Annotated in this window: 28 protein-coding genes; 20 read left to right on the top strand and 8 right to left on the bottom strand. The window is 43.7% G+C overall.

The window, feature by feature from the left end:
• Positions 1 to 360 precede the first annotated feature (360 nt).
• From KSZ58_RS10635 to KSZ58_RS10610, 6 genes are all read left to right on the top strand, one after another.
• The gene (locus KSZ58_RS10635; protein WP_002608338.1) at positions 361 to 2061 is read left to right on the top strand and encodes a hypothetical protein; all 1701 of its coding nucleotides are present in this window, start codon (positions 361 to 363) and stop codon (positions 2059 to 2061) included.
• A 307-nt stretch (positions 2062 to 2368) separates the two neighbouring features.
• Positions 2369 to 3568 (top strand): threonine ammonia-lyase, encoded by a 1200-nt coding sequence (ilvA, locus tag KSZ58_RS10630; protein WP_009269454.1) that lies wholly within the window; start codon positions 2369 to 2371, stop codon positions 3566 to 3568.
• The gene (locus tag KSZ58_RS10625) at positions 3561 to 4007 is read left to right on the top strand and encodes a DUF188 domain-containing protein (protein WP_009269453.1); all 447 of its coding nucleotides are present in this window, start codon (positions 3561 to 3563) and stop codon (positions 4005 to 4007) included. Before ilvA ends, KSZ58_RS10625 begins: the two co-directional genes overlap by 8 nt.
• Before the next feature lie 451 nt (positions 4008 to 4458).
• Positions 4459 to 5286, top strand: coding sequence for a hypothetical protein (locus KSZ58_RS10620; protein WP_009269452.1), 828 nt, complete (start codon positions 4459 to 4461; stop codon positions 5284 to 5286).
• A gap of 14 nt (positions 5287 to 5300) precedes the next feature.
• On the top strand, positions 5301 to 6053 hold the full coding sequence (locus KSZ58_RS10615) for an N-acetylmuramoyl-L-alanine amidase (RefSeq protein WP_009269451.1): 753 nt from the start codon (positions 5301 to 5303) through the stop codon (positions 6051 to 6053).
• A 76-nt stretch (positions 6054 to 6129) separates the two neighbouring features.
• Positions 6130 to 6831 carry a Bax inhibitor-1/YccA family protein gene (locus tag KSZ58_RS10610; protein WP_008819033.1) on the top strand — a complete coding sequence of 234 codons (702 nt, stop codon included), beginning with the start codon at positions 6130 to 6132 and terminating at the stop codon, positions 6829 to 6831.
• Positions 6832 to 7109: 278 nt separating this feature from the next.
• Here KSZ58_RS10610 and KSZ58_RS10605 read toward each other — a convergent pair whose 3' ends face one another.
• On the bottom strand, positions 7110 to 7970 hold the full coding sequence (locus tag KSZ58_RS10605) for a DUF4438 domain-containing protein (protein WP_009269450.1): 861 nt from the start codon (positions 7968 to 7970) through the stop codon (positions 7110 to 7112).
• 277 nt (positions 7971 to 8247) lie between these two features.
• Between KSZ58_RS10605 and KSZ58_RS10600 the strand changes: the two genes are divergently transcribed.
• The 5 genes from KSZ58_RS10600 (at position 8248) to KSZ58_RS10580 (ending at position 11221) form a co-directional block, all read left to right on the top strand.
• Positions 8248 to 9213 carry a retropepsin-like aspartic protease gene (locus KSZ58_RS10600; protein ID WP_009269449.1) on the top strand — a complete coding sequence of 322 codons (966 nt, stop codon included), beginning with the start codon at positions 8248 to 8250 and terminating at the stop codon, positions 9211 to 9213.
• A 151-nt stretch (positions 9214 to 9364) separates the two neighbouring features.
• On the top strand, positions 9365 to 9802 hold the full coding sequence (locus tag KSZ58_RS10595; RefSeq protein ID WP_008819030.1) for a peptidylprolyl isomerase: 438 nt from the start codon (positions 9365 to 9367) through the stop codon (positions 9800 to 9802).
• A gap of 1 nt (position 9803) precedes the next feature.
• Complete coding sequence (locus KSZ58_RS10590; protein WP_002608347.1) at positions 9804 to 10148, top strand: hypothetical protein; 345 nt, start codon at positions 9804 to 9806, stop codon at positions 10146 to 10148.
• Between the two features lie 9 nt (positions 10149 to 10157).
• Entirely contained in the window at positions 10158 to 10484 is a 327-nt protein-coding gene (locus KSZ58_RS10585) for a rhodanese-like domain-containing protein (RefSeq protein ID WP_002608348.1), read from the top strand.
• Positions 10481 to 11221 (top strand): tyrosine-protein phosphatase, encoded by a 741-nt coding sequence (locus KSZ58_RS10580; RefSeq protein ID WP_009269448.1) that lies wholly within the window; start codon positions 10481 to 10483, stop codon positions 11219 to 11221. The genes KSZ58_RS10585 and KSZ58_RS10580 overlap by 4 nt, the downstream gene beginning before the upstream one ends.
• Positions 11222 to 11387: 166 nt before the next feature.
• On the opposite strand, the gene KSZ58_RS10575 is transcribed toward KSZ58_RS10580, so the two are convergent.
• On the bottom strand, positions 11388 to 12119 hold the full coding sequence (locus KSZ58_RS10575) for an RNA methyltransferase (RefSeq protein WP_008819028.1): 732 nt from the start codon (positions 12117 to 12119) through the stop codon (positions 11388 to 11390).
• A 123-nt stretch (positions 12120 to 12242) separates the two neighbouring features.
• On the opposite strand from KSZ58_RS10575, the gene nadE reads away from it, so the two are divergent.
• From nadE to KSZ58_RS10560, 3 genes are all read left to right on the top strand, one after another.
• Positions 12243 to 13892 carry an NAD(+) synthase gene (nadE, locus tag KSZ58_RS10570; protein WP_009269447.1) on the top strand — a complete coding sequence of 550 codons (1650 nt, stop codon included), beginning with the start codon at positions 12243 to 12245 and terminating at the stop codon, positions 13890 to 13892.
• A 69-nt stretch (positions 13893 to 13961) separates the two neighbouring features.
• The gene (locus KSZ58_RS10565; RefSeq protein ID WP_002608352.1) at positions 13962 to 15164 is read left to right on the top strand and encodes an AI-2E family transporter; all 1203 of its coding nucleotides are present in this window, start codon (positions 13962 to 13964) and stop codon (positions 15162 to 15164) included.
• A 55-nt stretch (positions 15165 to 15219) separates the two neighbouring features.
• Positions 15220 to 15744 (top strand): GNAT family N-acetyltransferase, encoded by a 525-nt coding sequence (locus tag KSZ58_RS10560; protein WP_008819025.1) that lies wholly within the window; start codon positions 15220 to 15222, stop codon positions 15742 to 15744.
• Between the two features lie 193 nt (positions 15745 to 15937).
• Here KSZ58_RS10560 and KSZ58_RS10555 read toward each other — a convergent pair whose 3' ends face one another.
• From KSZ58_RS10555 to KSZ58_RS10535, 5 genes are all read right to left on the bottom strand, one after another.
• Entirely contained in the window at positions 15938 to 16414 is a 477-nt protein-coding gene (locus tag KSZ58_RS10555; RefSeq protein ID WP_009587856.1) for an ARMT1-like domain-containing protein, read from the bottom strand.
• Positions 16350 to 16823 carry an ARMT1-like domain-containing protein gene (locus tag KSZ58_RS10550; RefSeq protein ID WP_008819023.1) on the bottom strand — a complete coding sequence of 158 codons (474 nt, stop codon included), beginning with the start codon at positions 16821 to 16823 and terminating at the stop codon, positions 16350 to 16352. The genes KSZ58_RS10555 and KSZ58_RS10550 overlap by 65 nt, the downstream gene beginning before the upstream one ends.
• 280 nt (positions 16824 to 17103) lie before the next feature.
• Positions 17104 to 18771, bottom strand: coding sequence for a Na/Pi cotransporter family protein (locus tag KSZ58_RS10545; protein ID WP_009269444.1), 1668 nt, complete (start codon positions 18769 to 18771; stop codon positions 17104 to 17106).
• A gap of 233 nt (positions 18772 to 19004) precedes the next feature.
• Positions 19005 to 20234, bottom strand: a complete 1230-nt coding sequence (locus tag KSZ58_RS10540; protein ID WP_217752725.1) for a tyrosine-type recombinase/integrase — start codon at positions 20232 to 20234, stop codon at positions 19005 to 19007.
• 166 nt (positions 20235 to 20400) lie between these two features.
• Complete coding sequence (locus KSZ58_RS10535; RefSeq protein WP_217752724.1) at positions 20401 to 21243, bottom strand: XRE family transcriptional regulator; 843 nt, start codon at positions 21241 to 21243, stop codon at positions 20401 to 20403.
• A 128-nt stretch (positions 21244 to 21371) separates the two neighbouring features.
• Here KSZ58_RS10535 and KSZ58_RS10530 point away from each other — a divergent pair, with 128 nt between their 5' ends.
• The 5 genes from KSZ58_RS10530 to KSZ58_RS10510 are packed head-to-tail and all read left to right on the top strand — an operon-like array spanning position 21372 to position 23249.
• Positions 21372 to 21584, top strand: coding sequence for a helix-turn-helix transcriptional regulator (locus KSZ58_RS10530; RefSeq protein ID WP_065531544.1), 213 nt, complete (start codon positions 21372 to 21374; stop codon positions 21582 to 21584).
• Positions 21585 to 21638: 54 nt separating this feature from the next.
• Positions 21639 to 22412 carry an antA/AntB antirepressor family protein gene (locus KSZ58_RS10525; RefSeq protein WP_118003290.1) on the top strand — a complete coding sequence of 258 codons (774 nt, stop codon included), beginning with the start codon at positions 21639 to 21641 and terminating at the stop codon, positions 22410 to 22412.
• A gap of 12 nt (positions 22413 to 22424) precedes the next feature.
• The gene (locus tag KSZ58_RS10520) at positions 22425 to 22646 is read left to right on the top strand and encodes a hypothetical protein (protein WP_065531542.1); all 222 of its coding nucleotides are present in this window, start codon (positions 22425 to 22427) and stop codon (positions 22644 to 22646) included.
• A complete protein-coding gene (locus KSZ58_RS10515) occupies positions 22639 to 22971 on the top strand; it encodes a MarR family transcriptional regulator (protein WP_233104371.1) in 333 nt (110 codons plus the stop codon). Before KSZ58_RS10520 ends, KSZ58_RS10515 begins: the two co-directional genes overlap by 8 nt.
• Before the next feature lie 53 nt (positions 22972 to 23024).
• Positions 23025 to 23249, top strand: a complete 225-nt coding sequence (locus KSZ58_RS10510; RefSeq protein ID WP_217752723.1) for a hypothetical protein — start codon at positions 23025 to 23027, stop codon at positions 23247 to 23249.
• On the opposite strand, the gene KSZ58_RS10505 is transcribed toward KSZ58_RS10510, so the two are convergent.
• Positions 23227 to 23793 carry a hypothetical protein gene (locus KSZ58_RS10505; RefSeq protein WP_217752722.1) on the bottom strand — a complete coding sequence of 189 codons (567 nt, stop codon included), beginning with the start codon at positions 23791 to 23793 and terminating at the stop codon, positions 23227 to 23229. The genes KSZ58_RS10510 and KSZ58_RS10505 overlap by 23 nt on opposite strands.
• A 76-nt stretch (positions 23794 to 23869) precedes the next feature.
• Here KSZ58_RS10505 and KSZ58_RS10500 point away from each other — a divergent pair, with 76 nt between their 5' ends.
• Entirely contained in the window at positions 23870 to 24076 is a 207-nt protein-coding gene (locus KSZ58_RS10500) for a hypothetical protein (RefSeq protein ID WP_217752721.1), read from the top strand.
• Positions 24077 to 24095 lie beyond the last annotated feature (19 nt).

Below are 24095 nucleotides of genomic sequence, written 5' to 3'. Positions count from 1 at the left end.
ACAGCTACAGGTGAAATACGGTTGGATCATTTGATGATGAGAATCCCCATCATCGCTTTCTATATTATATGGAAGACCGAAGTGCTTCAGGATTTCAAAAAAATACGGTCTTTTTACGATCGTGTGACAAAATTGCGGTATACTTTTCCCGGCTCTCGCATATCATGTAATCGTTACCAGTATGCTGTGCGACAGGTGAGCACAGCTGCGAAACAGAAATTGGAATTGAAAAAGTTTTCATAAAATGAAAATATTACAAAAACTACTTTCTTATTTTTTCTTTTTATTGTATAATATAACCCGATAGGGTTATTTAACTTTATTTTCCAACTTCATTTTTGAATTTGAAAGGAGCAGATTATGAAAGAGACATTGTATTTAACAAAAGAACTTGCAATACTGAACTACAGCGCAGGATACGCACATTCCGGTGACCAGCTGCTGAATTCTTCCACGTTCAGTAATTATGTTCATAACTACCTGGATTACTTAAAAGCTGATAACGAGGCTTTATACTTCTACGCATTGAACGGCAAAACAACCAGAGAGGCAACCTTTGAAATTCTGAAGCTGTTCCGCATGCTGCGTGTATTCAAAGCGGAAGAGGTGGATTCTCCATATCTGAACGATAAAGCGAAGCTGCTGGAGTTCGTGGAGGAAATGTACAACTTCTGGAAAAAGCATCAGCGATTCTCCGTAATGTCGATCGGACAGGGGAATGCATTGCAGGATCTGACCTTTGTAGGCGCAGATTCCAGCTTTACCAGTCTGATTCTTGGATTGTACCGTAACATCGAGGAACAGATCATGGGAAGAAAAAACCGTGTATACCGTCAGCTGCAGGCTGGTACCAATGCATCGATTGCAGTGAAAAACATTGATAATCCAAAGCTGAGCCCTAAATACGATGCATTAAAGGATATCGAATTCATTCAGTCCGTTATGCTGCGGACACCGATGATCCTTCATCCGAAGTCAAACAAGCGTACCGGGATGTTTACAGAACGGGATACCAATCCGATTACGGAATTTACCGGAACACCGGATGAATGGTTCTGTTACCCATGCAAGGTCGGAAGCCTGCTTGCCTTTATCTACTTCCACCGTGACTTTATTTCCTCTGCCGTATCTCTGGCAAATCTGTTTGAGCTGGCGAATGAGGATGAGTGCCGCAAAAAACCGGATCTGATTTGTTTATTCGGTAATCAGGATGACAAGGAACAGACAACCTTCCATTATGATGCCGAGGATGATGTATGGATCGGATGTGTCAGCTATCATGAACGTATTGAATACTTCGGTTATCTGAAGAAAATGACACTGACACTGCACAACGTAAGAAAAATGCAGAAGGGCTGGCTGCCGATTCACGGAGCATTCGTCAATATTACCTTAAAGAGCGGAAAACGCAAGGGTATTATGCTGATGGGGGATTCCGGAGCAGGTAAGTCCGAATCCATTGAAGCCTTGAAAATTGCTGGTGCGGATGTCATTAAGGACATTGAGGTTGTCTTTGATGATATGGGTACCATTCATCTGGAGGACGGTGTTCCTTATGGACAGGGTACGGAAATCGGTGCCTTTATCCGTCTGGATGATCTTGATCCGGGAACCCCGTACCGTGATATGGACCGCTCCATTTTCATGAATCCGGAATCCAGCAACAATGCCCGTGTTATCACACCGGCTGCACCATATGAAATCGTAGCGATGAATCATAGAATTGACTTATTTGCCTATGCAAATAACTATGATGATAAGCTGGGGCTGCATCGTTTTGATACTCTTGAGGATGCGAAGGCAACCTGCAAGGAGGGAAAACGTATGGCCAAGGGAACGACACAGGAGGTCGGTATTTCCACAACCTACTTTGCGAACCCGTTTGGACCGATGCAGCAGCAGGAGGTTTGTGAGCCTCTGATTGACCAGATGTTTGTCGCACTGCGCGACAGCGGCTGCTTCGTCGGAGAAATTTACACCCACCTGGGACTTGATAAAGAAAACCGTGACGGTATCAATATTGCGGCCAAGGAGCTGCTGGACTTCATCGAAAAAGACTAAGTCTGTAAAGCTGCTGTTCTCCAACTGGAGACGGCAGTTTTTTTACGGTTATACTTCCATAAGGAGAATGGCTGCGGACGGACGCGGCTATTGGTATGAAGGAACATCGGCGGGGAATACTGAAACAGATACGATATACAGGATTCTACGATATATATACGATGAAACAAATATGTATGCATAACATAGATGATTGTATGCAATATAAAAACAATGTGAATAAAATGTATCCAAATTGTAGAAAAACACTCTTTTCGAACGGTGATATTCATAGTACAATACAGATAAGGATACAGGAGGAAATCGTATGGATATTTCAAATATTTATGATGCCAAGGAAGTATTGAAGGATGTTATTTCCAAAACACCGCTGGTGCATGCGGATAAGCTGCATGAAAATCTGTGGATCAAGGCGGAAAATCTGCAGGGAACCGGTGCCTTTAAGCTGCGTGGAGCTTACCATAAGCTGCATTCTCTGACACAAAAGGAGCGCGAGAAGGGCGTGATAGCCGCAAGTGCCGGAAACCATGCACAGGGAGTCGCTTATTCCTGCATGAAGATGGGAATCAAGGGAACGATCGTTATGCCGAAAACCGCTCCGCTGTCTAAAATTGAAGCAACGCGAAGCTATGGTGTTGCGGTGGAGCTGCAGGGAGATACCTTCAATGATGCCTATGAGTATGCGAAGAATCTGCAGGAAATCACAGGCGCAGTATTCGTGGAGCCCTTTGATGATGAATATGTCATTGCCGGACAGGGAACGATCGGTCTGGAAATTCTGGATAAGCTCAGTGATGTGGATACGGTAATCGTACCGATTGGCGGGGGCGGTCTGATCAGCGGGATCGCCGTTGCAATCAAGGCAATGCGTCCCAGCTGCCGTATTATCGGCGTACAGTCCGAGCATGCGCCGAGCATGAAGCAGTCGCTGGAAAAGAAGGAGATTATCAAGCTGCAGAATGTAAGTACGATCGCGGATGGAATCGCTGTAAAAACTCCGGGAAAGCTGACCTATAAGCTGTGCAGCAAGTACGTGGATGAGGTGGTAACCGTCAGTGAGGAGGAAATTGCGGCTGCCATACTGACACTGCTAGAGAAAATGAAGATGGTCGCTGAGGGAGCCGGAGCCACCAGTGTTGCGGCGGCGATGTTCGGTAAGGTGGATCTAAAGCATCACAAATGCGTTGCAGTTCTTTCCGGAGGAAATATCGATGTCAATCTGCTGTCTAAAATAATCGACCTCGGCTTGATGAAGACCGGACGCAAGGCAGTCATCAATATGAACGTTATGGATAAGCCGGGGAATCTGTCCCGTATGATTGAGCTGATATCCAGAACCGGAGCCAATATCATTTCTGTAAATCATAACCGTATTCAGAATGCCATGCTGTTTAATCAGTGCAGAGTCGGCGTTATTATTGAAACCAATGATAACAAGCATATCGCAGATGTGCTTGCAATTCTGAAAAACAACGGCTATGACCCGCATCTGGTCGAGCATGTCTGATATTTATATCGATGCGGACGGCTGTCCGGTGATTGAGGAAACCCTGCAGGCAGGAGAGGATTTCGGTTTTCCTGTAACACTGGTATGTGATACCTCCCATGTCTTTCCCTATGAGCATGTCGTTATCCTTATGGCGGATAAAGGAAGAGACAGTACGGATTTTCTGTTGCTGTCGCATGTAAAAAAGGGAGATATTGTTGTTACGCAGGATTACGGTCTGGCTGCACTGGTTCTCAGTAAGGAAGGATATCCGATCTCCTGCAATGGAGTCCCCTATACAACGGAAAATATCAATCGCCTTCTCACAATGCGTCATGTCGGCAGTGTGGAGCGTAAGCATGGCAATTACGGAAATCATGCGAAAAAGCGGACACAGCAGGACAATGAACGGTTTCTGGATGGTCTGTATGCATTGTGTGAAAGTCTGCAGGATAAATAAAAACGGATATACCGGCTGTTTTCCCCATTTGTTTGAATGGGGTATACCATAATAGAAAGCACAGAACCATTTCACAGTCCAGTGGAAGCGATTCTGTGTTTTTGCATTCAGACTCATAGTGAATCACTGTTTTGTATAAGTCGCTGTCAAGACCGGGTGTTTGGATGCCTGAACAATCAAGGAAATTGCAAGCTGTCTGCGCACTGCATACACTTCACCAGCAATATTTTTCATAAAGAACACCATCCACGGTATGGTAAGCTGTCAGCTGTGTCAGTCATTCGGAGAAAGGCCTTTCAAAAGATGGCAGAGAGAACATGGGTTGCAAATTTGTAAAAAAAATGATATCGTTATGACTCGGGATTTGAAAATTCCAAAGATAAGCAGCATCGGACAATCAAGCCCGGTACCACCCCGGGAAGCTGCAGGAACGAGAAATGGAGTGAATCTTATGAAAGAGCTGTATCTGCAAAAGGTTACGTCGCAGGACATGGTGAACAAAATCAGAGGTATGCGCAGTGAAGAAATCAATACGTATCTTACGGAGCTTGGGTGTACGCTTACCTGTGAGGGTATTCGGGGGCGTCTGGAAGCCACCTACAACGATCTTGCAGTCGCGGATGCTATCTTTGAAACACAGAAGATTGACGATACCCATGCAACGTTCCCCAAAGCCTTCATCGATGAAGCGGTGCTGGAGATTGCAAGAAGAGAGGACTTCGGCTTTACCCATTACGGTCTTATATCCGATGCGATTCTGGATTTGATGGAACAGGGCAGTGAACAGGTTGCGGCGGATTTGCTGGAACAGTTCCGGTTGCTGTTTAAAACTGCGAAAAGATTTCATATTGACAGCCTGGAAGCTATGATGTATCAGGTTAACGATGGCTTGGATATGATTGGTGTGGTTACCTTTCTGCTGGATCTATTGATGGAGCAGGGACGCAGGGACAAGGAACAGTACCGCGTACTTATCGCATTTGTCGATAAGTTTCTGCATGTATTTTCCAAAACGAGCGATTTCTTCCGTGTCGGGATGCAGTATGAGCAGGCAAAGGCATATATCGCACTTAAATCAAAAAAAGGAGAACAGATGTTTCAAAAGCTGTTAGCCACACACTGTGATGTAACCGACGTGGTGTTGCATTATGCTCTGGCATATCTGGATGATGATGAAAAACGTACACGCAGGCTTCTGGAGCGTTATGCCTCACGGCTGGATAAGGAAAGTCCGGCATATGAGGAGATTCAGGAGCTGAAAAAAGATTTATATAACTAACATGAGGTGATTTCATGCAAAAGAATTTTGTACAGCGACATGCTTTGTTCTTTTCTGTCATTGTATTCTGTTTCGTAATCGTACCCTTTATACGAAATGCCTATGCACAGGAAAAAGCAGATAAAAAGCAGCAGGCAGAAACACTGGTTATCCGTACACAGAAGCAGGCTGAAGAAAAGAAGGTCACAAAGCGACGGGTTGTTCTGGATGCCGGTCACGGCGGCTATGATGACGGCAGTGTTGCGGCGGATGGCACAAAGGAAAAAAACATTACACTGCAGCTGACGAAAAAAATCGGAAAGCTGCTGGAGAAGCAGGATGTGGATGTTGTGTATACACGAGTGCAGGACAAGGTGTCCTGGCCGTCGGATAATGAAAAGGATTTGCTGGAGCGTTCCCGCATTGCCAACACATCAAAAGCGGATTATTTTATATCGATTCATATGAATTTTTCGGATACAGCGCAGGATTCCGCAAGAGGTGCGGAAATCTGGGTAAGAGAGAGTGATGCGAAAAGCAGGGCACTGGCAAAGCAGGTAAATAAACAGCTCACGGGTCTGAAGGGGATGAAAAGCAGAGGGCTGAAGGATGAGGCGGACGCCCCGCTTTCTCTGATGGAATATACCGATATTCCGACAATTTTAGTGGAGGCAGGCTTTTTATCCAATGATGGTGACCTGTCCTATCTGAAATCAGAGAAGAATCAGGAGGCAATGGCTAAGGCGATTGCGGATGGTATTGTGCATGCATTTGACAAAGAATCATAAAATACCGCAAAATCTTTCTATTTTACTGTAAAAATGATACAATATGACTTATACTATAGGAAAAGGAGGAATATTTATGTTTGAACGCAATGAAGATTATTTTGAGCCGCAATATGCAGCAACCAGCCTGCAGAAGCATGCTGTACGTACATTTGGATGGATGACATTGGGTCTTCTGGTGACTACGGCTACTGCCTTTGCTGTATACTCCACAGATTTGATTTATTATATTTATACGATGCGATTTGCGCCACTGATTCTGATTGCCGCACAATTCGGTGTGGTCATCGCTCTGGGGGCACGTCTGATGAAGATGTCCGCCACAAGTGCCAAGATTTTATTCCTGGCGTACTCTATGCTGACCGGTATCACCTTCTCAACGCTTGCTCTTGTATACCTGCCGGGTACACTGGCTATGGCGTTTTTGATGACGACTGTGTATTTCGGAAGTCTGGCTGTCATCGGATATACGACGAAAATGAATCTGCTCCGCTTTGGACCGATTCTCTTTGGCAGCTTGCTTGCTTTGATCATCACTGAGGTTATTATGATGTTCATGGGGGCTGATACCAGCACAATGCTGATGAGTGCCATCGGTCTGTTGATTTTTACCGGACTGACTGCCTATGATGCACAGAAGATGAAGGCACTGTATGCAAGCTATGAAGGGGATGAAGAAATGCTGAAAAAGCTTTCGATCTATTCTGCTTTTGAGCTGTATTTGGATTTCATCAATATCTTTCTGTATATTCTGCGTTTTGTAGGAAACAGAGACTAGCTGTATAGGTTAATAGAATGCTTCCCGCCGTCATGAGAACGGTATGGAAGCATTTTTTTGTGTACAGTATACAAAATAGCCAACATTTCATAAGGCATGAGGGTACTCGTCGTATGAAATCATAATCTTCTCTGAATAGGCAGGTGTATACAGTAGGCGTATATGTGTATCCTATATGGCGGTTTTCTGCAATCCGCTTTTGATTTAGATGGTTCATCGATGATACCGGCATATGAAAACAGCCGCAGCACATATCCAATATGCTGCAGCTGGTATAGTTATTTTATATGCAGATAGTTTGCGATATTCGCGTTTGGATCCAGAATCGGCTCAATGCTTCCGCACCGACTGCTCATAATCACAGCCAGTCCGGGGCCGTGTCCGCTTGTATAGGAATCCGCATGCACAACAATACCGACAGATACCGCTCCCCTGCGATAGTGCGGACCGTTGTGGTTATCATGATCCTTAATCATGACCAGATCACCAAAGCGCAGCTCATTGATTCCGAATTCCTTATTTGCCTGTGCATCCTGCGTCATAATGTCGTAATCTCCCAGCATGGTGGTCGCACTTCCCAAACCGCTTCCCATGAGATAGGCCGGAACACAGGTCACAACCGGTATTTTGATTCCCTGCTCCTCCTCCACGATTCCCAGTCCTTCAAACAGCGCTGGATCGATGTTCATCAGCTGTATCTCTTCATGATCAATCAGTTTAAGTCCCTGTCCGCAGGCTTTGATCAGCACCTTATCCTCTGTTGTCATCAGCTCCAGCGTTTCTTCATCGAAATAAACCATTACATGATCAATACCGCCATGCTTCCCGGTCACATAGCCCTCTTTGCCCTTTGCATCGCCGCTGATGACCTTCGCTTTGTTTCCGATACAGGCAAAGGCCTGCAGTGCATTGTTTTCTTTTTCTACAGGATTCTTCAGACTAACGCCCGGCTCTATGTGATCTCCTGCAATACCCATGCAGGAATCACCGATTTTATAGTTGTAAATAATACCGCCTGTCGCCATCGGGATTCTGCCATATCCGTCATAACCGACACGATATCCGTTTCCGCTCATGATGGGATGATCCACCTTTCCCTGAACACTCATCACAGGCAGTGAAGCTTTATTTGTCTGCATATCAATCACTCCTTTTCCATGTTTTTACCATGCATCCATTTTACTATACCATGAAGAACTCTTCAACATGAAAACGTAATCTGTGGGTATTCTTTCCAACCTTTCATTATTTTATGCCAGGATGCGTGTACAGCAGGCTGTACCGGAATTGCTTGAACAGGCAGCTGCAATCGAAAAACTTGAGAAATTGATAAAAATCCGCACCATAAGGAAAGTAACCCACAATTCTCACATATGCTTATGATATAATCGAACACAAAAGACAGGAGGTGATGGCATGCATAGCTGTAAGGTACAAAGTCATCCTGCCGCTCATGTGCAGCCGTCAGAATATGAGGAACAGAGGAAACGGATATCCCTTGGTCTGTTTCCGAGTGCATTATTAAAAGCGCAGGAGCAGGTGATGGGGAAGGAACATGCATGGGAGCTGCGCTATTATCAGCGTGAATTTTCCCTTCCGCTTTCCCGCAATATCTTCGGACTGTTTACAATTCCAGTCTATATCAATCATGTACGGGCTGTTTTTGTTGTGGATACAGGAGCACAGATCAGCGGCATCAAGAGTGAAAAAATTGCACAGCTGAAGCTGAAAAAAACAGGAGGTAAACTGCAGATTGGAAGTATCGGCGGAACCCGGCGGGATATGCAGGGGCTGGTGGCGGACTCCGTCCAGCTGGGGGGACTGGAGGTTTTAAACATGGCGATGATTGCACTGGATTCCTCAGATTTTTCCCTGCGCTTCGGTAACATCGATCTGTTCGGCTTTGACGGAATTCTTGGCTGGGATATTTTGCATCAGCTTGACTTTGAGCTGGATGATGTCGCAAAGCAGTTCATCGTTTTGAAAAACAGGTTTCGGATCCCCTATCCCAATATGCTGAAGGGAAGCTTTCCCTGCTTTCTGGTAAAACGAGCCGATCAGGAGATTTCGCTGTTTGGCTTTGACAGCGGCTCCCGTGTCAGCTGGATTGGGGAACAGGCGATTCAGGAGCATGCGCTCACGGTTGTACATGAAGGCAGTGCCATGGGTTTTGGCGTGCATGGACTGGAAAGGATGGATTTAAAGATTATCAAGCAATGGACGCTTTATCTGGATAAGGCTGAAATCACCCTTAAGGATACGATGACAGGGCGGGTCAGGCTGTTTGATGATTTTGCATTTGACGGAGTATTCGGAAACGAAATCTTCAGAAAGCGCAGAATACGCATCCTGAACAGTGCCAATATGGTACTGCTGGCATAACCCTTTTCCTTTTGGAGGGCTGAAAGTCAGGGAACTGCAGGAGTTTGAACCGACGCTTCCGTTTGTATGCTTTTCACCGCCTCAGCTTCCCGGCGGTTGTTTTTTTTGTCGGATTATAGTATATTTATAGAATGAAATAGGAGGAATGAACATGATATACCATGGAACAATAACAATGGAGAACGGGGCAGAGCTTCCCTTTGAGCTGTATCCGGAGGATGCTCCGCGCACCGTTGAGAATTTCGTCAAGCTGGTGAAGGAGGGCTATTACGATGGCAAAACCTTTCACCGTGTCATTAAAAACTTTGTATCGCAGGGCGGCTGCCCATATGGAACCGGTGCCGGGGATCTGGGCTATACGATACCCTGTGAAACGGCAAACAACCCGCATAAGCATGAGGATGGAAGCCTGTCTATGGCACATCGCGGTAAGGATACCGGCTGTTGTCAGTTCTTTATCTGCCACTGTCCGCAGCCGCATCTGGATGGGGTACATACCGTATTCGGCAAGGTGACAGACAATCTGGGCGCTGTACGCAATATGCGCAACGGCGATGTTATGAAAAAAGTGGTCATCGAGGAAGTATAAAATGGATGATGTCAAACGACTGGGAACACCGCTGCTGATCATCGTACTTTCAGCCTTTCTTACCAAGCTGGTGGAAACCTGGCTGAAGGGCGGCTTTGTGCATACGCTGCTGATCATCATCATGGTTGCTTCTCTGTTTATGTTCGGTGTTTCACTGAATCGTAAAAAGCGAAGCAATGCTGTTTTTCGCAAGGTGGTCGCAATCGTTATCGTTCTGCTGCTGCTCTTTATGCAGCTGGGTTATCTGGATCTTGCCATTGTGAACCGCTGGTTTGCATACCTTGGCATGGGGTCCTTTTACATCAATATGCTATATATATTCTGCGGCTATCTGTTCGTGGATTAGGAGGCGGCTATGTTTGGATTTTCTTTTGATAAAACAATGGAGGAAGTAAAGCAGGAGCTGGATGCAGGGAAAGACATCCAGCTGATCGACGTGCGGGAAACGGATGAATATCGGGATGGTCATATTCCCGGAGCGGATCACCTTGCCCTGAGTGAGCTGGAAGACAGGGCAGCTGCTGTTGTGGCGAAAGGGAAGCCGCATTATCTGTACTGCCGCAGCGGGCAGCGTTCCAGGACGGCATTGAAGAAGCTGCGGGCTCTTGGTTATGATGAGCTGTATAACATCGGCGGTATCGTTCACTGGCCCTATGAACAAAAAACGGGGAGTCAGAAATGAGGACAGCACGCCGTATGCGTTTGCAGGGAGCCGGCAATGTACGGGATCTCGGCGGCTATCCCTGTGGGGAAACGATAACGGCATGGCAGTGCTGCTATCGCAGTGATATGCTGAATAACCTGACACAGGAGGACTGGAAAAAGCTGCAGGAAGCTGATATTCAGCTGATTCTGGATCTTCGCAGTAAAACGGAACAGATACAGGCACCCTATGACAGCGAGCGCTATGGAATTGCGCGGGTATCGCTTCCCTTTATGAAGGAGGAGGTGCCGCTTGCGGATTCATTGGATGAGCAGGCTCAAAAGAGGTTTCTTGACAGTATGAAGCTGGATTATGTGGATATGGTGAGAGCCGTACCGGAGGCGGTATGTGCAGCACTTCGCCATATACGAAATACAAGGAAAGCGGGACATGCAGTCTTGTTTCACTGTACGGCAGGCAAGGATCGCACCGGCATACTGGCAGCACTCCTGCTGAAGCTGTGCGGTGTATGCAATGAGGATATCCTTGCGGATTATCAGGTGTCCGACACCTATAATGCATTGGGTGTAAACCGGATGCTTCCGGCGGATGTAATGGCGATCCCGGCAGTGCGCGCATTGCTTGACAGCACACCGGACATGCTGCAGCCGCTGCTCACCATGCTGGATGAAGCAGGCTGTTTTTCCTATCTGAAATCCATCGGCATGCGTCAGGATGAGCTGGAAGAGCTGTCTGCACTGCTGCAGGAGCCGTAACGGGGCAGTGCATGCAGGAACCTCACGCTTACGGACAGCTACGCAAATACCACTGTATGTGCAGGTCTGAAATGTCATTGCGACATTCTCCTGCAGATACAGTTTTTTTGTATCGGCGCATATGAAAAAGAAAAACCATACAGCCGAAGCTGCATGGTTTGGATGGTTAGTCTGCTGTTTTCTGACGGACAAGCTCAAAGGCGAAGATTGCCGTAGATGCCGCTGCCGTCATGGCATTGCGGAAATCCTGACGATAGGGAATAAACAGATTCTGGTCGCTGTGATTTTGCACATGCTTACTCAACCCGCGCATTTCACCGCCGATTGCCAGACACAGCTTTAAAGGAAAGGCATAGTCATACAGGGAGATTGCATCCTTGCGCTGTGCACATATAAGCTGTATGTCTGCCTGCTTCATTTCCTGAAGCAGAGCCTCCATATCCGTTGCGACAATCAGATTCAGATATTCACTGGCGCCTGCACTGGCTTTGGTAACAACTCCTGCAGCAGTTGTCCAGTTCCGCGGTGGAATGATGACGCCGTCGCAGCCTGCCGCATACAGCGTACGCAGTATGTAGCCGAAATTAAAGGGATCCTCCACCCCCTCGATCAGTGCCAGAAAAACTGAATCCTTTTCAGCGACAGCCTGCAGTGTCTGAAAGCGGCGCTCGCCGCAAAGTGCCAGCAGCCCGCCATGCGTTTTTCCCTGTGCAAGCTCATCAATAGCTTGACGGCTGTTTTGTTCGATCGGGATATTGCGCTGTGCTGCCTGACGAAGAATAAAGGCGGTATCGCGATCCTTTTTCTTCTCATCGACGATGATTTTTATAATGTCCCGCTTCTGAGCGAGTAAAACGGCTTTTACAGAGATATTCCCCTCTACGATATATTGTTCCATACAACAAACCTCACTTTTCCTGTTTCTATATTATATAGGAGATGCCGCAACTTTAAAAGGGAATTCTTCAATTCTCGTACGATTCATGGTATGATACTCATGTTGAAGATGAGGAGGGATATCATGAAGGTTGCCGTTGTGACCATGCATGTCAAACAGGGAAAATGTGAGGAAAACGTTTCCTATATGAAACAGATGATTCAGAAGGCCAGAGAGGAACAGGCGGATATGATTGTATTTCCGCAGAATGCCGTCAGCGGATATCTGCTCGGTGATCTGTGGCTGGATGATGACTGGTGCCGCTATGTGGACAGCTTCAATGAAGCACTGCTTGCGGAAAGTGAGGATATTGCCATTGTCTGGGGAAATATCCGCTATCGCAATCGCAGAAGATTCAATGCGGCATTTTTTGCGTATCGCAAGCAGACACATATGCGGGTTAAGCGGAATACGCCCTTTACGGATGATGCGCGCTATTTCGAGGAAAACCCGATCAACAGCGCCATTGAATTTAAGGGACACGTCTTTGCATTGAATTTTGGACGTGAGGTTCAGCTAACAGATATCAATATCAATCTGGATGCCGCAATGTACGAGCTTGATCAGACATACAGCTTAAAGGGCAATGTCATTTATGCCAATGCCCTCGGAATGCAGAACAGTGGCAAGGATGTTGTGGTCATGGCCGGAGGCAGCGGTGTCCGCATGCAGAAGAATACCATTTATCAGGCTGCTTGGTTTCATGAGGAAATGCAGATTGTAGACCTTGCGGAAACAAGGGAAGTGGAATCCACACAGCCGCAGCTGCTGGATGCGCTGCTTCTGGGAATCCGGGATTTTGATGCGCAGATATTCAATCGTGCAATTCCCTGGATCGTCGGTATGAGCGGTGGGTTGGACAGCAGTGTGACGGCTGCACTGCTGGTTGCCGCCCTGGGGCCAAAGCGTGTTTACGGCTATAACATAGCAACACGCCACAACAGTAGGACGACCATTTCCAATGCTGCTGCGGAGGCGAAGGCTCTGGGCATTGCATATCAGGAGGGAAACATGGAAACACTCGTGCAGGCAAGTGTTGAGCTGTTTCATAAGGAATACGGCTACGCGGTGGAAGCAATGCCTTCGCTGGTAATGGAAAATGTACAGGCACGCTCCCGCGGTTATCTGTTAAGCGGCTTTGCAGGTATTCTTGGCGGTGTTGTTGTGAATAATGGGAATAAGGTGGAAACCGCTCTGGGCTATTGTACCCTCTACGGGGACAGCATCGGGGCATTGTCGCTCATCGGTGATTTGACCAAGGTGCAGCTGTTTGATTTGTCAAAAGCATTGAATGCGCACTTCGGCAAAGAGGTGGTGCCGCTGAATCTGCTGCCGTGCGTGCATGAGCATGGGATGGATTGGACAATGCCGCCGAGTGCGGAATTGAAGGATGCACAGTTTGATCCGATGAAATGGTTCTATCATGATTATCTCATCGAGCATCTGGGTACAGACCTCAGCCTTCGCTCATTTATGGAGAGCTATGCAGACGGCAGTATCTGGAAGCAGGACATTGCACGCTGGATGAAATATTATCATCTCGATGACCCGGATACCTTTTTAAAGGATTTGGAGTGGCTGCTGACCACCAGGGCAAAAAACGCTTTCAAGCGTCTTCAGCTGCCACCGCTGTTAAGTGTGCATAAACGAACACTGGCCAATACGAGGGAAGCGCAGATGCGTGAGGACCGCTATGTGTTTGAAGAGCTGAAGCAGAGGATCCTGAATGACTAATACTTTCGAATTTGTAAGAAATGAAACAGAATTTTCATGATAGAATAGATAGGGATGGAGGCGATTTATATGAAATTTAGATTAACCGAGGACATGAGAAAGAAAATATGGCTGTATGTGATTGTGATCGCCATAGGAATCAGCATATATTTCGCTTTCGATAAAATTGATTTCATCATTCGCTCACTCAGACGCGTCTGTTCTCTGACAACACCGTTTATCCTTGGATTTGCGATAGCATTTCTGTTAAATAAACCGATGGAGCTGATTGAAGTAAAGCTGCTTGGAAGGCTCCGCATGAAGCCGCAGCATAAACGAAGCATTGCCGCCGTACTGGCGGTTCTGCTTGGAATCATCATTGTATGTGCCTTTCTGGCACTGCTGCTGCCGCAGCTGTTTGACAGCATCTTTTCCCTGGTGAAGGCATTTCCGGGCTATGTGGAGGATTTCCAGAAATTTGCATTGGATTTTGTTGAAAAGTATGCCATTGATACCCAGCAGGTCACCAATTACATTACGGATACCGATTTCTTCGAAAAGCTTACCGGCTTTGTAACGGATGCACTACCGCAGATGGCAAAGGCCACCTATGCCTTTGGAAGCACACTGCTGAACATCCTGCTGAGTATTATGGCTGGTCTGTATATGCTGATCGACAAGGAACGTCTGTCCGGCTATGCAAAAAAAATCAACTATGCACTGTTTCCGAAGGAAATCAGCGAGTATCTGCATCGTATGGTACTGGCAAGCGGTGATATCTTCAATAACTTTATCGTGGGAAAGGCGATCGATTCTCTGATCATCGGAATCCTCTGCTATATCGGATCTCTGATTTTTCAGTTTCCGTATGCACTGCTGTTATCGGTGATCGTCGGTGTTACCAATATGATTCCGGTATTCGGACCGTTTATCGGTGCTGTACCGGGGATTGTAATTCTCTTCATCATACATCCGATTACCGCATTATACTTTGCACTCTTTGTCTTCGCCCTGCAGCAGTTTGACGGCAATATTCTGGGACCGCTGATTCTGGGGGATAAGCTGGGACTGCCAAGTATCGGTATTCTGTTCTCCGTCTGTGTAGGGGGCGGACTGTTTGGTATCATCGGTATGTTTATCGGTGTACCATGCTTTGCTGTGATTTATATGGCGGTGAAGGAATTTGTAAATTACCGTTTAAAGAAAAAAGAAATTGATCTGGAGAGTATTTCCAGAGAAATGAAGAAGGAAGCGCTGGAGATTGAAGAGCGTATGGAGCAATTGGAAGAATAAAGGCAAGCGGGGATACTGTGTTCAACAGGCACCGCTTTTCTTTTGGGAGGATCATATGCTGAAAACAGATAGATGCAGTATATATGAAATAAAGGAATCGGATTTGGCGGATGTACGAATTCTTTTTACAGATGATGAGGTACGTACCTATCTTGGTGGTGCTTATGATAAGGCCAGGGCAGAGGAAAAGCTCCGCAATATAATGATGGGGATAGACAATCAGGGCTTTACAGTGCGTAGGACAAGTGATTCTACCTTACTGGGACTGATTGAAATCGGACCTTATCATAATGGCATGGAGCAGGAGATTTCCTATCAGTTTGCACCGGAGGTTTGGGGACAGGGCTATGCGAAAGAGGCAATCCACGCTGTTCTTGTATTTCTTTCAGAACAGGGAACGCTGGAAAGCATCCTAGCAGAAACGCAAAAGAAGAACATTCGCTCATGCAGACTGCTGGAGGCTCTGGGCTTCAAAATGCGGGAGTCTTTGATACGCTTCCGCCAGCCGCAGGTGGTATATATGAAGCGGTTATGCAAAAGTATCAAAGCGTCTAAGGCATTCAATGAAATGCTTGAATAGAAGTAAGCGGGTAGTGCCTGTATGCAGTATAGGATAGTGAATGGGGAATCTCCTGAATCGGATAAGAAAAAGAGGCTTCTAAAGCATTGCTGTACGCAATGGTTTAAGAAGCCTTTTATCATCTGTTACGATGAGACTCTATAAAGGTTTTGAACATCCTGATTTAGCGGATAGCGTGGTTCCATGCGCCGCCTTACTTTGCACTGGATATTTCCAGTGTCTTTTCATAGGCGAAGATACCCTTTAGATGGTGCATCCGGAACTGTTCGCAGAAGTAGTCGCATTTGCATAAAAGCAGATAATAGATTGGCAGGCCACAGCCATACAGGGATTCAAAGTTTGCCTGTCCCTTGGCGATAATCATATCGCTGGATGCAAGTAGTGCTCGTGCGTCTTCACCAATATGACGCAAATCGCAGCCGGCAAGCGGTACCTGGCTGCTTGTACATGGACACACCTCATCCAGATGTATCTGCCGGACATCACGCATCGTCGCGTCATTGAGCACCTCGCCGCCGCGTACCATGACCGTGATCTGTAAATGCGGAAAGTGCTTTTGCAGCTGCAGTATGAGTAGCTTATCCAGTACGATTTCTCCGCAGTTATCACAAAGATAGAGCACTGCTGCTATTTGCCGCCTGTGATAGGAAGCGTTGATAGACACTTGCATCCAGTGTTTCCTCTTTTACCTGCTTCAACAGGGAGCGCAGAATGTCCTCATCCACATGATCCATAGCACCAAAATCGATGTAATTGCCGCAGCGGGAAAGCCGCAGAGCATAGGAAAGAGGATCAACCTCCTGCTCAATGGCATTTTTCAGCATCGGCTCCATTTCCAGCAGGATGGTATTGAAATACGTTTTTATTTTCGCATAATCCGGAAGACTTCTTGGAACAGGTGGCTGTAGCTGACGAATCTGATCGGAAATCCAAGGCATTGTATCTGCGGGGTCTGCCTCCAGCATGATTCGCATGACGTCCTTGAGATACTCTGCTTTCTGATGCTCATCCAAACAGGCCCGTATGCCTGCCTCCTCTTTATTTAAAAGACATAGAATACAGCGGGAACTGATATTCATAACATCACCTCTGTCTCTAAGTATAGCATGCTCCTGCGCAAAAAGACACCTTGTATTCCTTATCCTGTGAAGGGTTTATCATAACTGCAGGCTGTATCAGAAAGTAAAGTGTTCATTTGAAGCACTTCCTGCAGATTGCTGTGAATTTGATATCAGCCGGTATGCATAGGATGCGCATACCGGTTCAGCATTTGACTGTATACATAAGTAGGACCCTATAAACGGATATATCAGACACAGCTGAAAAAGGAAGGGATGAAAAAAGACACCATTCGGTGTCTCAGGCTGCAGACAGGGCAGGGTCGCTTTGTATAGCCTCATCACTCAGTGTGAAGTTACAGCGCTTGGCTTCCTGAATGATGTTCATGATATGATCGGATACACGCTCCACATCTGTAAGGATTTCAGAATAGATGACACAATCCAAGGCATTGACCTTTTTCTCCATCAGTCGCTCAATCTGTGCTTGTCGATAGCTTGCGGTCAGCTCGTCAATGCGATCCTCGATCCGTTCGATTTTTTCAAAGCATTCATCCTGAGAATCCAGGCTGTAGGTTGACAGCAGTGAGAAGCTCTTGGAAAGAAGGGAAGCCAGCTGATGCAATTCATCCTCTATGTATTTTGAGCTTGAAAGCTTATTATCCTCATCGGTGGAATACTGTATGATATTGATTGCATGATCGCCGATCCGCTCGATGTCGGAAAAGCATTTGTATAAGGCGTTGCAGGTCGTGGAATCAGACTCATTCATTTTCAGAGAGCTGACCAGCGTCATATAATTGGTGATTTCGTAATTGATATAATCAATGCGTTTCTCGCGCTTTTTAATTTTCTCCAGACTGAAGGCATTCCCGCATAAGGCATCCATGGATTCCGCAAGATTTGTTTCTGCCAGCTGGAGCATTGCCATTGCTTCCTTACGTAAAGAGGAAATGGCGATCGGCACGGAACCGATATTGTCCTCATCTACAAAGGTGAGCGGTATGTTGTAGCCTGCATCCTCAATTTCCTCCTGCTTCACAGGAAGGATTACCTGCGCAAGCTTGGCAAGACGGGAACCGAACGGTATCAGCAGCAGCGTGGTGGCGATATTGAATATCGTATGTGTATTGGCAATCTGTGCCGCAGGATTGGAGGTAACACTTTCCATCCAGGATACAAACGGAACAAGAGCCGCAAACGCCATGAAGACAATTGTACCGATAATGTTAAAGGACAGGTGAATAATGGTTGCCCGCTTGGCATTTCGATTGGCGCCAAGTGATGCCAGCACCGATGTGATGCAGGTACCGATATTCTGTCCGAAAATGATATAGATGGCACTGCTTAACGGAATCAGACCGCTGACAGCCAGTGCCTGCAGGATACCGACGGAAGCAGAGGAGCTCTGAATCAGAGCAGTGAAGCCAGCGCCCAGCAGAATTGCCAGAACAGGGTTGGAAATTGTTGTCATGGCATGAATGAATGCCTCACTTTGCTGTAACGGAACCATGGCATCCTTCATCATATCCATACCGATGAATAAGATACCAAGACCGGCAAAGATCTCGCCGAAGGCATTGACCTTCTTGCCTTTGAGAAACGTGACCAGTACAACACCGAAGATAGCCACAAGCGGTGCGATCTTGGATGCATCCAGGGCAATCAGCTGTCCGGTGATCGTCGTACCGATATTGGCACCCATGATGATCCAGACTGCCTGATTCAATGTCATCAGCTGTGAATTCACAAAGCCGACAACCATAACGGTAGTGGCAGAAGAGCTCTGGATTACTGCTGTGATGGCCGCTCCCACGATAATGCCCAGAAAACGGTTGCTGGTCAGTCTTTCCAGAATGGTTTTCATACGATCTCCCGCAGCTCCCTCCAGACCGGAGCTCATCATATGCATACCATACAGGAACAGGGCAAGGCCCCCAAATAATTTCAGAATACTATCAAATGTCATGAATACATAACCTCCTGTTCGAGTATTGTTACGAACATAGTTTTAGTATATCGGGAAACAGATATTCATACAATATAGGTTTTGTTAAGACTCTGTTAAGATTTTAACTTTTTCTTAACAAAATTATTATAAATATTCTATATATTATTGTTTTTTAGGATATTATTTAACATTTCGTACATATTTCATATATTATATTGATCGATAAGCTAACATAAGCTAACAAAAAAAGATCACTTAATAGCTATTTTTGTGATCTCTTTTACTAAGTAATCTATAGGTTCATGTGTATAAATATCATCTGTGATATCATTGCAAGAATGTCCCATTATTTTCTTGTGTGCAGCGGTATCAACATGATACATTTTTGCAAGTGTAGAGAATGTATATCTAGTATCATAAGGTTCAATATGGCTTTGTAATTTTAAATCGTTCATGCAATCTCTAAAAGCTGTTTTGTATTGTATATAAGCCGTGTTACCTGTTTCATCAGTAAAAAGATATCTATAATTATATTGAGAAATGAAATATTCTATTATTGGTTTAATATATGGATGAATAGGTATAATACGATTCTTACCTGCCTCAGTTTTTGCACCACCTATCATGTAATTATCATCGAGATGTATATTCTTTCTTTCCATACTTATTAGTTCTATTGGTCTTGCGCCTGTAAAGATATACAATAATATTATTTTCGAATTTTCTGTATCATCCTTAAAGAGCATCTTGATTTCATCTATAGAGAATGGTTTTCTTCTATTACGTGGTTTGGATGTTGCGTTAAATATTACAAATTGCGAGTAATCTTTAATCACATAATCCATTTTTATAGCATATTTGATAACTACTCTGCACACAATTATCATATTTCTTAAAGTACTTTTGCCACAGTTAGGCTTACCCATTCTTATATCAAATACATCTTGTAATTCTTTTGTTTTTATAATGTTTATTGGTAAGTCATGCAAAGAATAAAGACTTTTGAATGCAGCAGACATTGACCTTTTCCAACTATCTGAATTTATCTTTGATAAGCGTTCAAATTCTAATTCCCAAATTTCAGAAAATGTTGGGACATCAGATAAAATTATTTCTTGTTTTGCATTTTGGTTCATTAGAACATTTCCCAGTGAAACCATTTTATCTTTGAATAAACTATTATAAAAATCAATATCTTTCAAATTATTAATCTGCATGTCCAGAATACCTTTTTTCTGGAATTCAAGCAGAAATTTTGCGTATTCTGTTTTTAGGAAATCTGTTTCACCCAAAAAGGAAGGGTACAGTTCTGTTAGTTTTAATTGATGTTTTAAAAGAGCTATATCAGCTTCCTCAGCTGTTTTAAAAGTGCCTATGGACTTTTTATTGAAAGTTGCTACATAAGGTTTCCTGCGACCTTCTCCAAGGTATGCGATTGATCCTGTGCCTTTAGGGCGTCTTGTTCCTGTTTCTTTTTTCATTGAAAAATACCTCCATTTTATGTATAATGAAGGTACAATAAAAGCAATGATTCGTGGTCATTCGTTTATTGTACCGATAGAGGTACGCCAATACCTACTATCACCCTCGTTCCTACGCCAATAGGAGCGGGGTTTTTTTATTTTTTAGAAATACATCGTCTATAATTTAATATTTCTGCCTGCACTCAACAACTTTACCAATTATTTTAACCGGGAGTCGTTCAATATCTTCTGCTGTATAAATCCATGGATCATATTTTGTATTAAAAGGTATGAGCATAATTCCACTATCCATGATTCTGATTTTTTTGACTGTTGCTTCATCACCGTTTACCAATACGATCGCCACATCGCCTGTCTGAACGGTTTCTTGCTTCCGGACAATTACAACATCACCTTCGTACATACGAGGCTCCATGCTGTCCCCTTTGACCTGTAACGCAAAGTAATCACCAGTACGTGCCGTTGATTCAGATATTTCTTCATAATCCAGTATTTCTTCTATCGCTTCAATGGGTATTCCCGCAACAACACGCCCAAGGACTGGTATTTTTATACCATGAGATTTGGAAATGTTGTTATCCTTGATTTCGATTAAATCAGAAATAGAGCAGCTGAAATATACTGATAAAATCTGAATCTTATTTAATTTTGGCATCACTTTACCACATAACCATTTTTCAAATTCATTTTCACTGACCTTACAGAACTCTGAAATTTCTTTTGCAGAAGCATTTTTGATTTTCATATAATGCATTAAATTCTGTGAGAAAATTTCTTCATTAGAAATCTGATCTGTCTTATCAGTCAAAGCACGCATACTGACATTAAGATAATCAGCTAGCTTTTGCATTTTATCAACTCTAGGATAACTTTGACCATTCACCCAACTAGAGACAGTAGATAAAGGAATTTTGAGGTCAGTGGATATTTGCTTTTGTGACTTATTTTTCTCTTTCATAATGCGATTTATATTCTGTATAAATACATCTCTTGCGTTTGTTTCCATATTTAGAGTACCTCCATCTTTATATTACAGCAAAACTGTAGTTTAAGCAAGCTAAAAATCAAAAAGCTACATTTTAACTGTTGACACTACAGTTAAATCGTAGTATATTGTTTGTGGGAGGTGATAAGATGGACAGAAAAGATGTCAGGATTACTTATGCAGCTGCGAGAGTCAATAAAGGATTATTACAGAAAGATGCTGCTAAACAACTCAACATAAGCGAAAAAACGCTTATAGGCTATGAGTCTGGTAAGGTGATTCCACAATGGGATAGGCATAAAGAAATGTCTGCTCTTTATGAAATACCTGAAGAAATGCTTTGCTCACCCAGAAAATCATAGTTTTTTTATACAGTTTTACTACGATTAAACTGTAATGTGATGAAAGGAGAATACATGAACGAAACAATGAATGTGACAAATCAGACACCTATTGAGATCGCCTTAGGTATTGATGAGAAAGGCATGACTACTGCCAGAAAGTTGTATGAGTTTTTGGAACTTAATCCTAGTAATTATTCTAAGTGGTTGAAAAGGAATATTACAGAAAATGAATTTGCAGTTATGGGAGAAGATTTTCACTCGTACCAAACGACGAGTGAAGGAAGAGGCAAATTTGCAGATGATTACAAGCTTACAGCCGACTTCGCCAAAAAGCTCTCAATGACAGCAAAGAATGAAAAGGGCGAGGAAGCAAGAAGCTATTTTGTAACTGTTGAAAACAAGGCAAAAGAAACAGCAGTCGGATTACGGAATTTATCACCGGAGCTGAGATTGCTCATTAACATGGAGATTCAGCAGAAAGAACAGCAAAAGCAACTTGCAGATGTTAAGTCAGATTTACAGGGAATCAGAAATGTAGTTGCACTTGATTCTACTTCATGGCGTGATGAAACAGGAAAGATTATCCGCAAAATCGGAAATGAACTTGGTAGTGGTTCAGCATATCAAGAAGTACTAAGAGAAGCCTATCAGCTGTTAGAAAAACGAATGGGAGTGAATCTAAAACAAAGATTGATGAACAAACGTAGACGTATGGCAGATGAGGGTGTATGCAAATCACGCAGAGATAAGTTGAACAATCTTGATATCATCGCAGAGGACAAAAAGCTCATCGAAGGATATGTGGCTATCGTAAAAGAGCTTGCAATCAAATACGGAGTTGCGTAGGAAGGAGTAATCATGATTTATCTAAAAAAGAATATCGGAAATGAAGCAGAAATAAAAGTAAACATTTGCGACGATGAATTCTATTGTACATGTCCAGATTGTGGGAGAGAAGTGCAGTTAGACAGCGAAACGCTAAAAGAAATAATTTGTGATGATGAATATGATTTCGCAAGTACTTCAGTCTATTGCGAAGACTGCTCTAAGCATCATATTGGAAGTGTAGGCAGTGACTAAAAAAGAAAAGCAAGAAATCATGGACTATGTGCTGTCTCATGTAAAAGATACCGTCTTTCCTATTATACAGGAATGTCTTGGTACAGAGGTTATCGCAATATACGAATCTCCTGATTATGTCACTGTTGATGAAGTTGTAAAACGATTAGGCGTGAAAGAATCTACAGCCTATGCGATCCTGCAAGAAATGAATGCTGAATTGAAGGAACGTGGTTTCGTGACACGGGCAGGTAGAGTACCAAGAGCGTATTTTGACGAAAAGTGTTATTTCAAGCCACAAAAAATGTCGCACCCCACGACCAATGACGATGCGACAAAACATTAAGCGACTCGAATAACAAGTCAATCTTATTATAGAGCGGGGAAAGGAGAAAAACAATGGTTTATTTGGTAATTTCCATCATTGCTTTAATGATATCCGTGATTTGTTATATAAGGGTGCGTGCTTTAGATAACGAGTTTGAAAGTTTGGAGCGAAGAACCTATGGGAACATTAAATTCAATAGTTTCTATTTACAGCCAACAAGAGAACAATTGGAAAAAGCTGAAAGATATGAAAAAATCCTCAAAGAATATAAATCTACTTTTGAGGATAAGGAATAGTAACAGAGTATTGTTTGAAATTTTTACGCTTCCTGTTACGGTCTATTGAATTTGGGATTAGAGTTTCTTTGGTTATTTTAAACCTAATTGTTATTGATGATGTATCAAGATTCGTTACATTGACAGGTATTTCAAAACGTGTGAAATGATTGCTCTTGAATATATCGAAATTACTGTCCAGTAGATATAATCTGCATCTGTAATTATTTATATAAGAATAAACAAGTCCGCTATCTTGTGGTGTTAGACCTACATTAAATTTTGTTAGATAGTCTATAGGGTTATTCTTATCATCAAGAACCATTAAATCAAAGAATCCAATGTCAGTCGGACTTGGATTTACTAATAAAAAAGAGAAAGATGCCAATGTATATTCAGTTATTGGTTCGGCTTGTGGGTCAGTAAATATTTCATTCAATATGAAATATTCTTCTGGCAGATGCACACTTAGACGTTTCCTTGATTTATATAGTGTATATAGAGAAATCAAAATCGCAATGAAAGAAAAAATGAACGAATAAAAATTTAAGTCAAGCTCATGCATACTACCACCTCTTTATAAGGTTAATTATAGTATGCCAAGAAGATAAAAACAATATGAAAGGAGAAGAACAAGGCATATGGAATCTTCAATTAATGATAAAGCTTCAATAACGTATGATTTGCAAGGATTGATGATTGATAAAATCGTGATTACAAGTTGTCCAAAAGAGGTAGAGAATTTAAAAAAATCTGGATTCAGCGTGATACTAAATCCAGATAGTAAAGATGGAGTATTGCTTCATGCGAATTTATTTATCCTTTGTAAAGAGACGAATCAGGAATAGGCAGTTTATCATCACCTTC

Source organism: Erysipelatoclostridium sp. DFI.2.3 (assembly GCF_019132535.1).
Classification (GTDB): domain Bacteria; phylum Bacillota_I; class Bacilli_A; order Erysipelotrichales; family Erysipelotrichaceae; genus Clostridium_AQ; species Clostridium_AQ innocuum.
The sequence above is the reverse complement of the archived record's forward strand: the minus strand, read 5'-3'. Positions and strand labels throughout refer to the sequence as shown.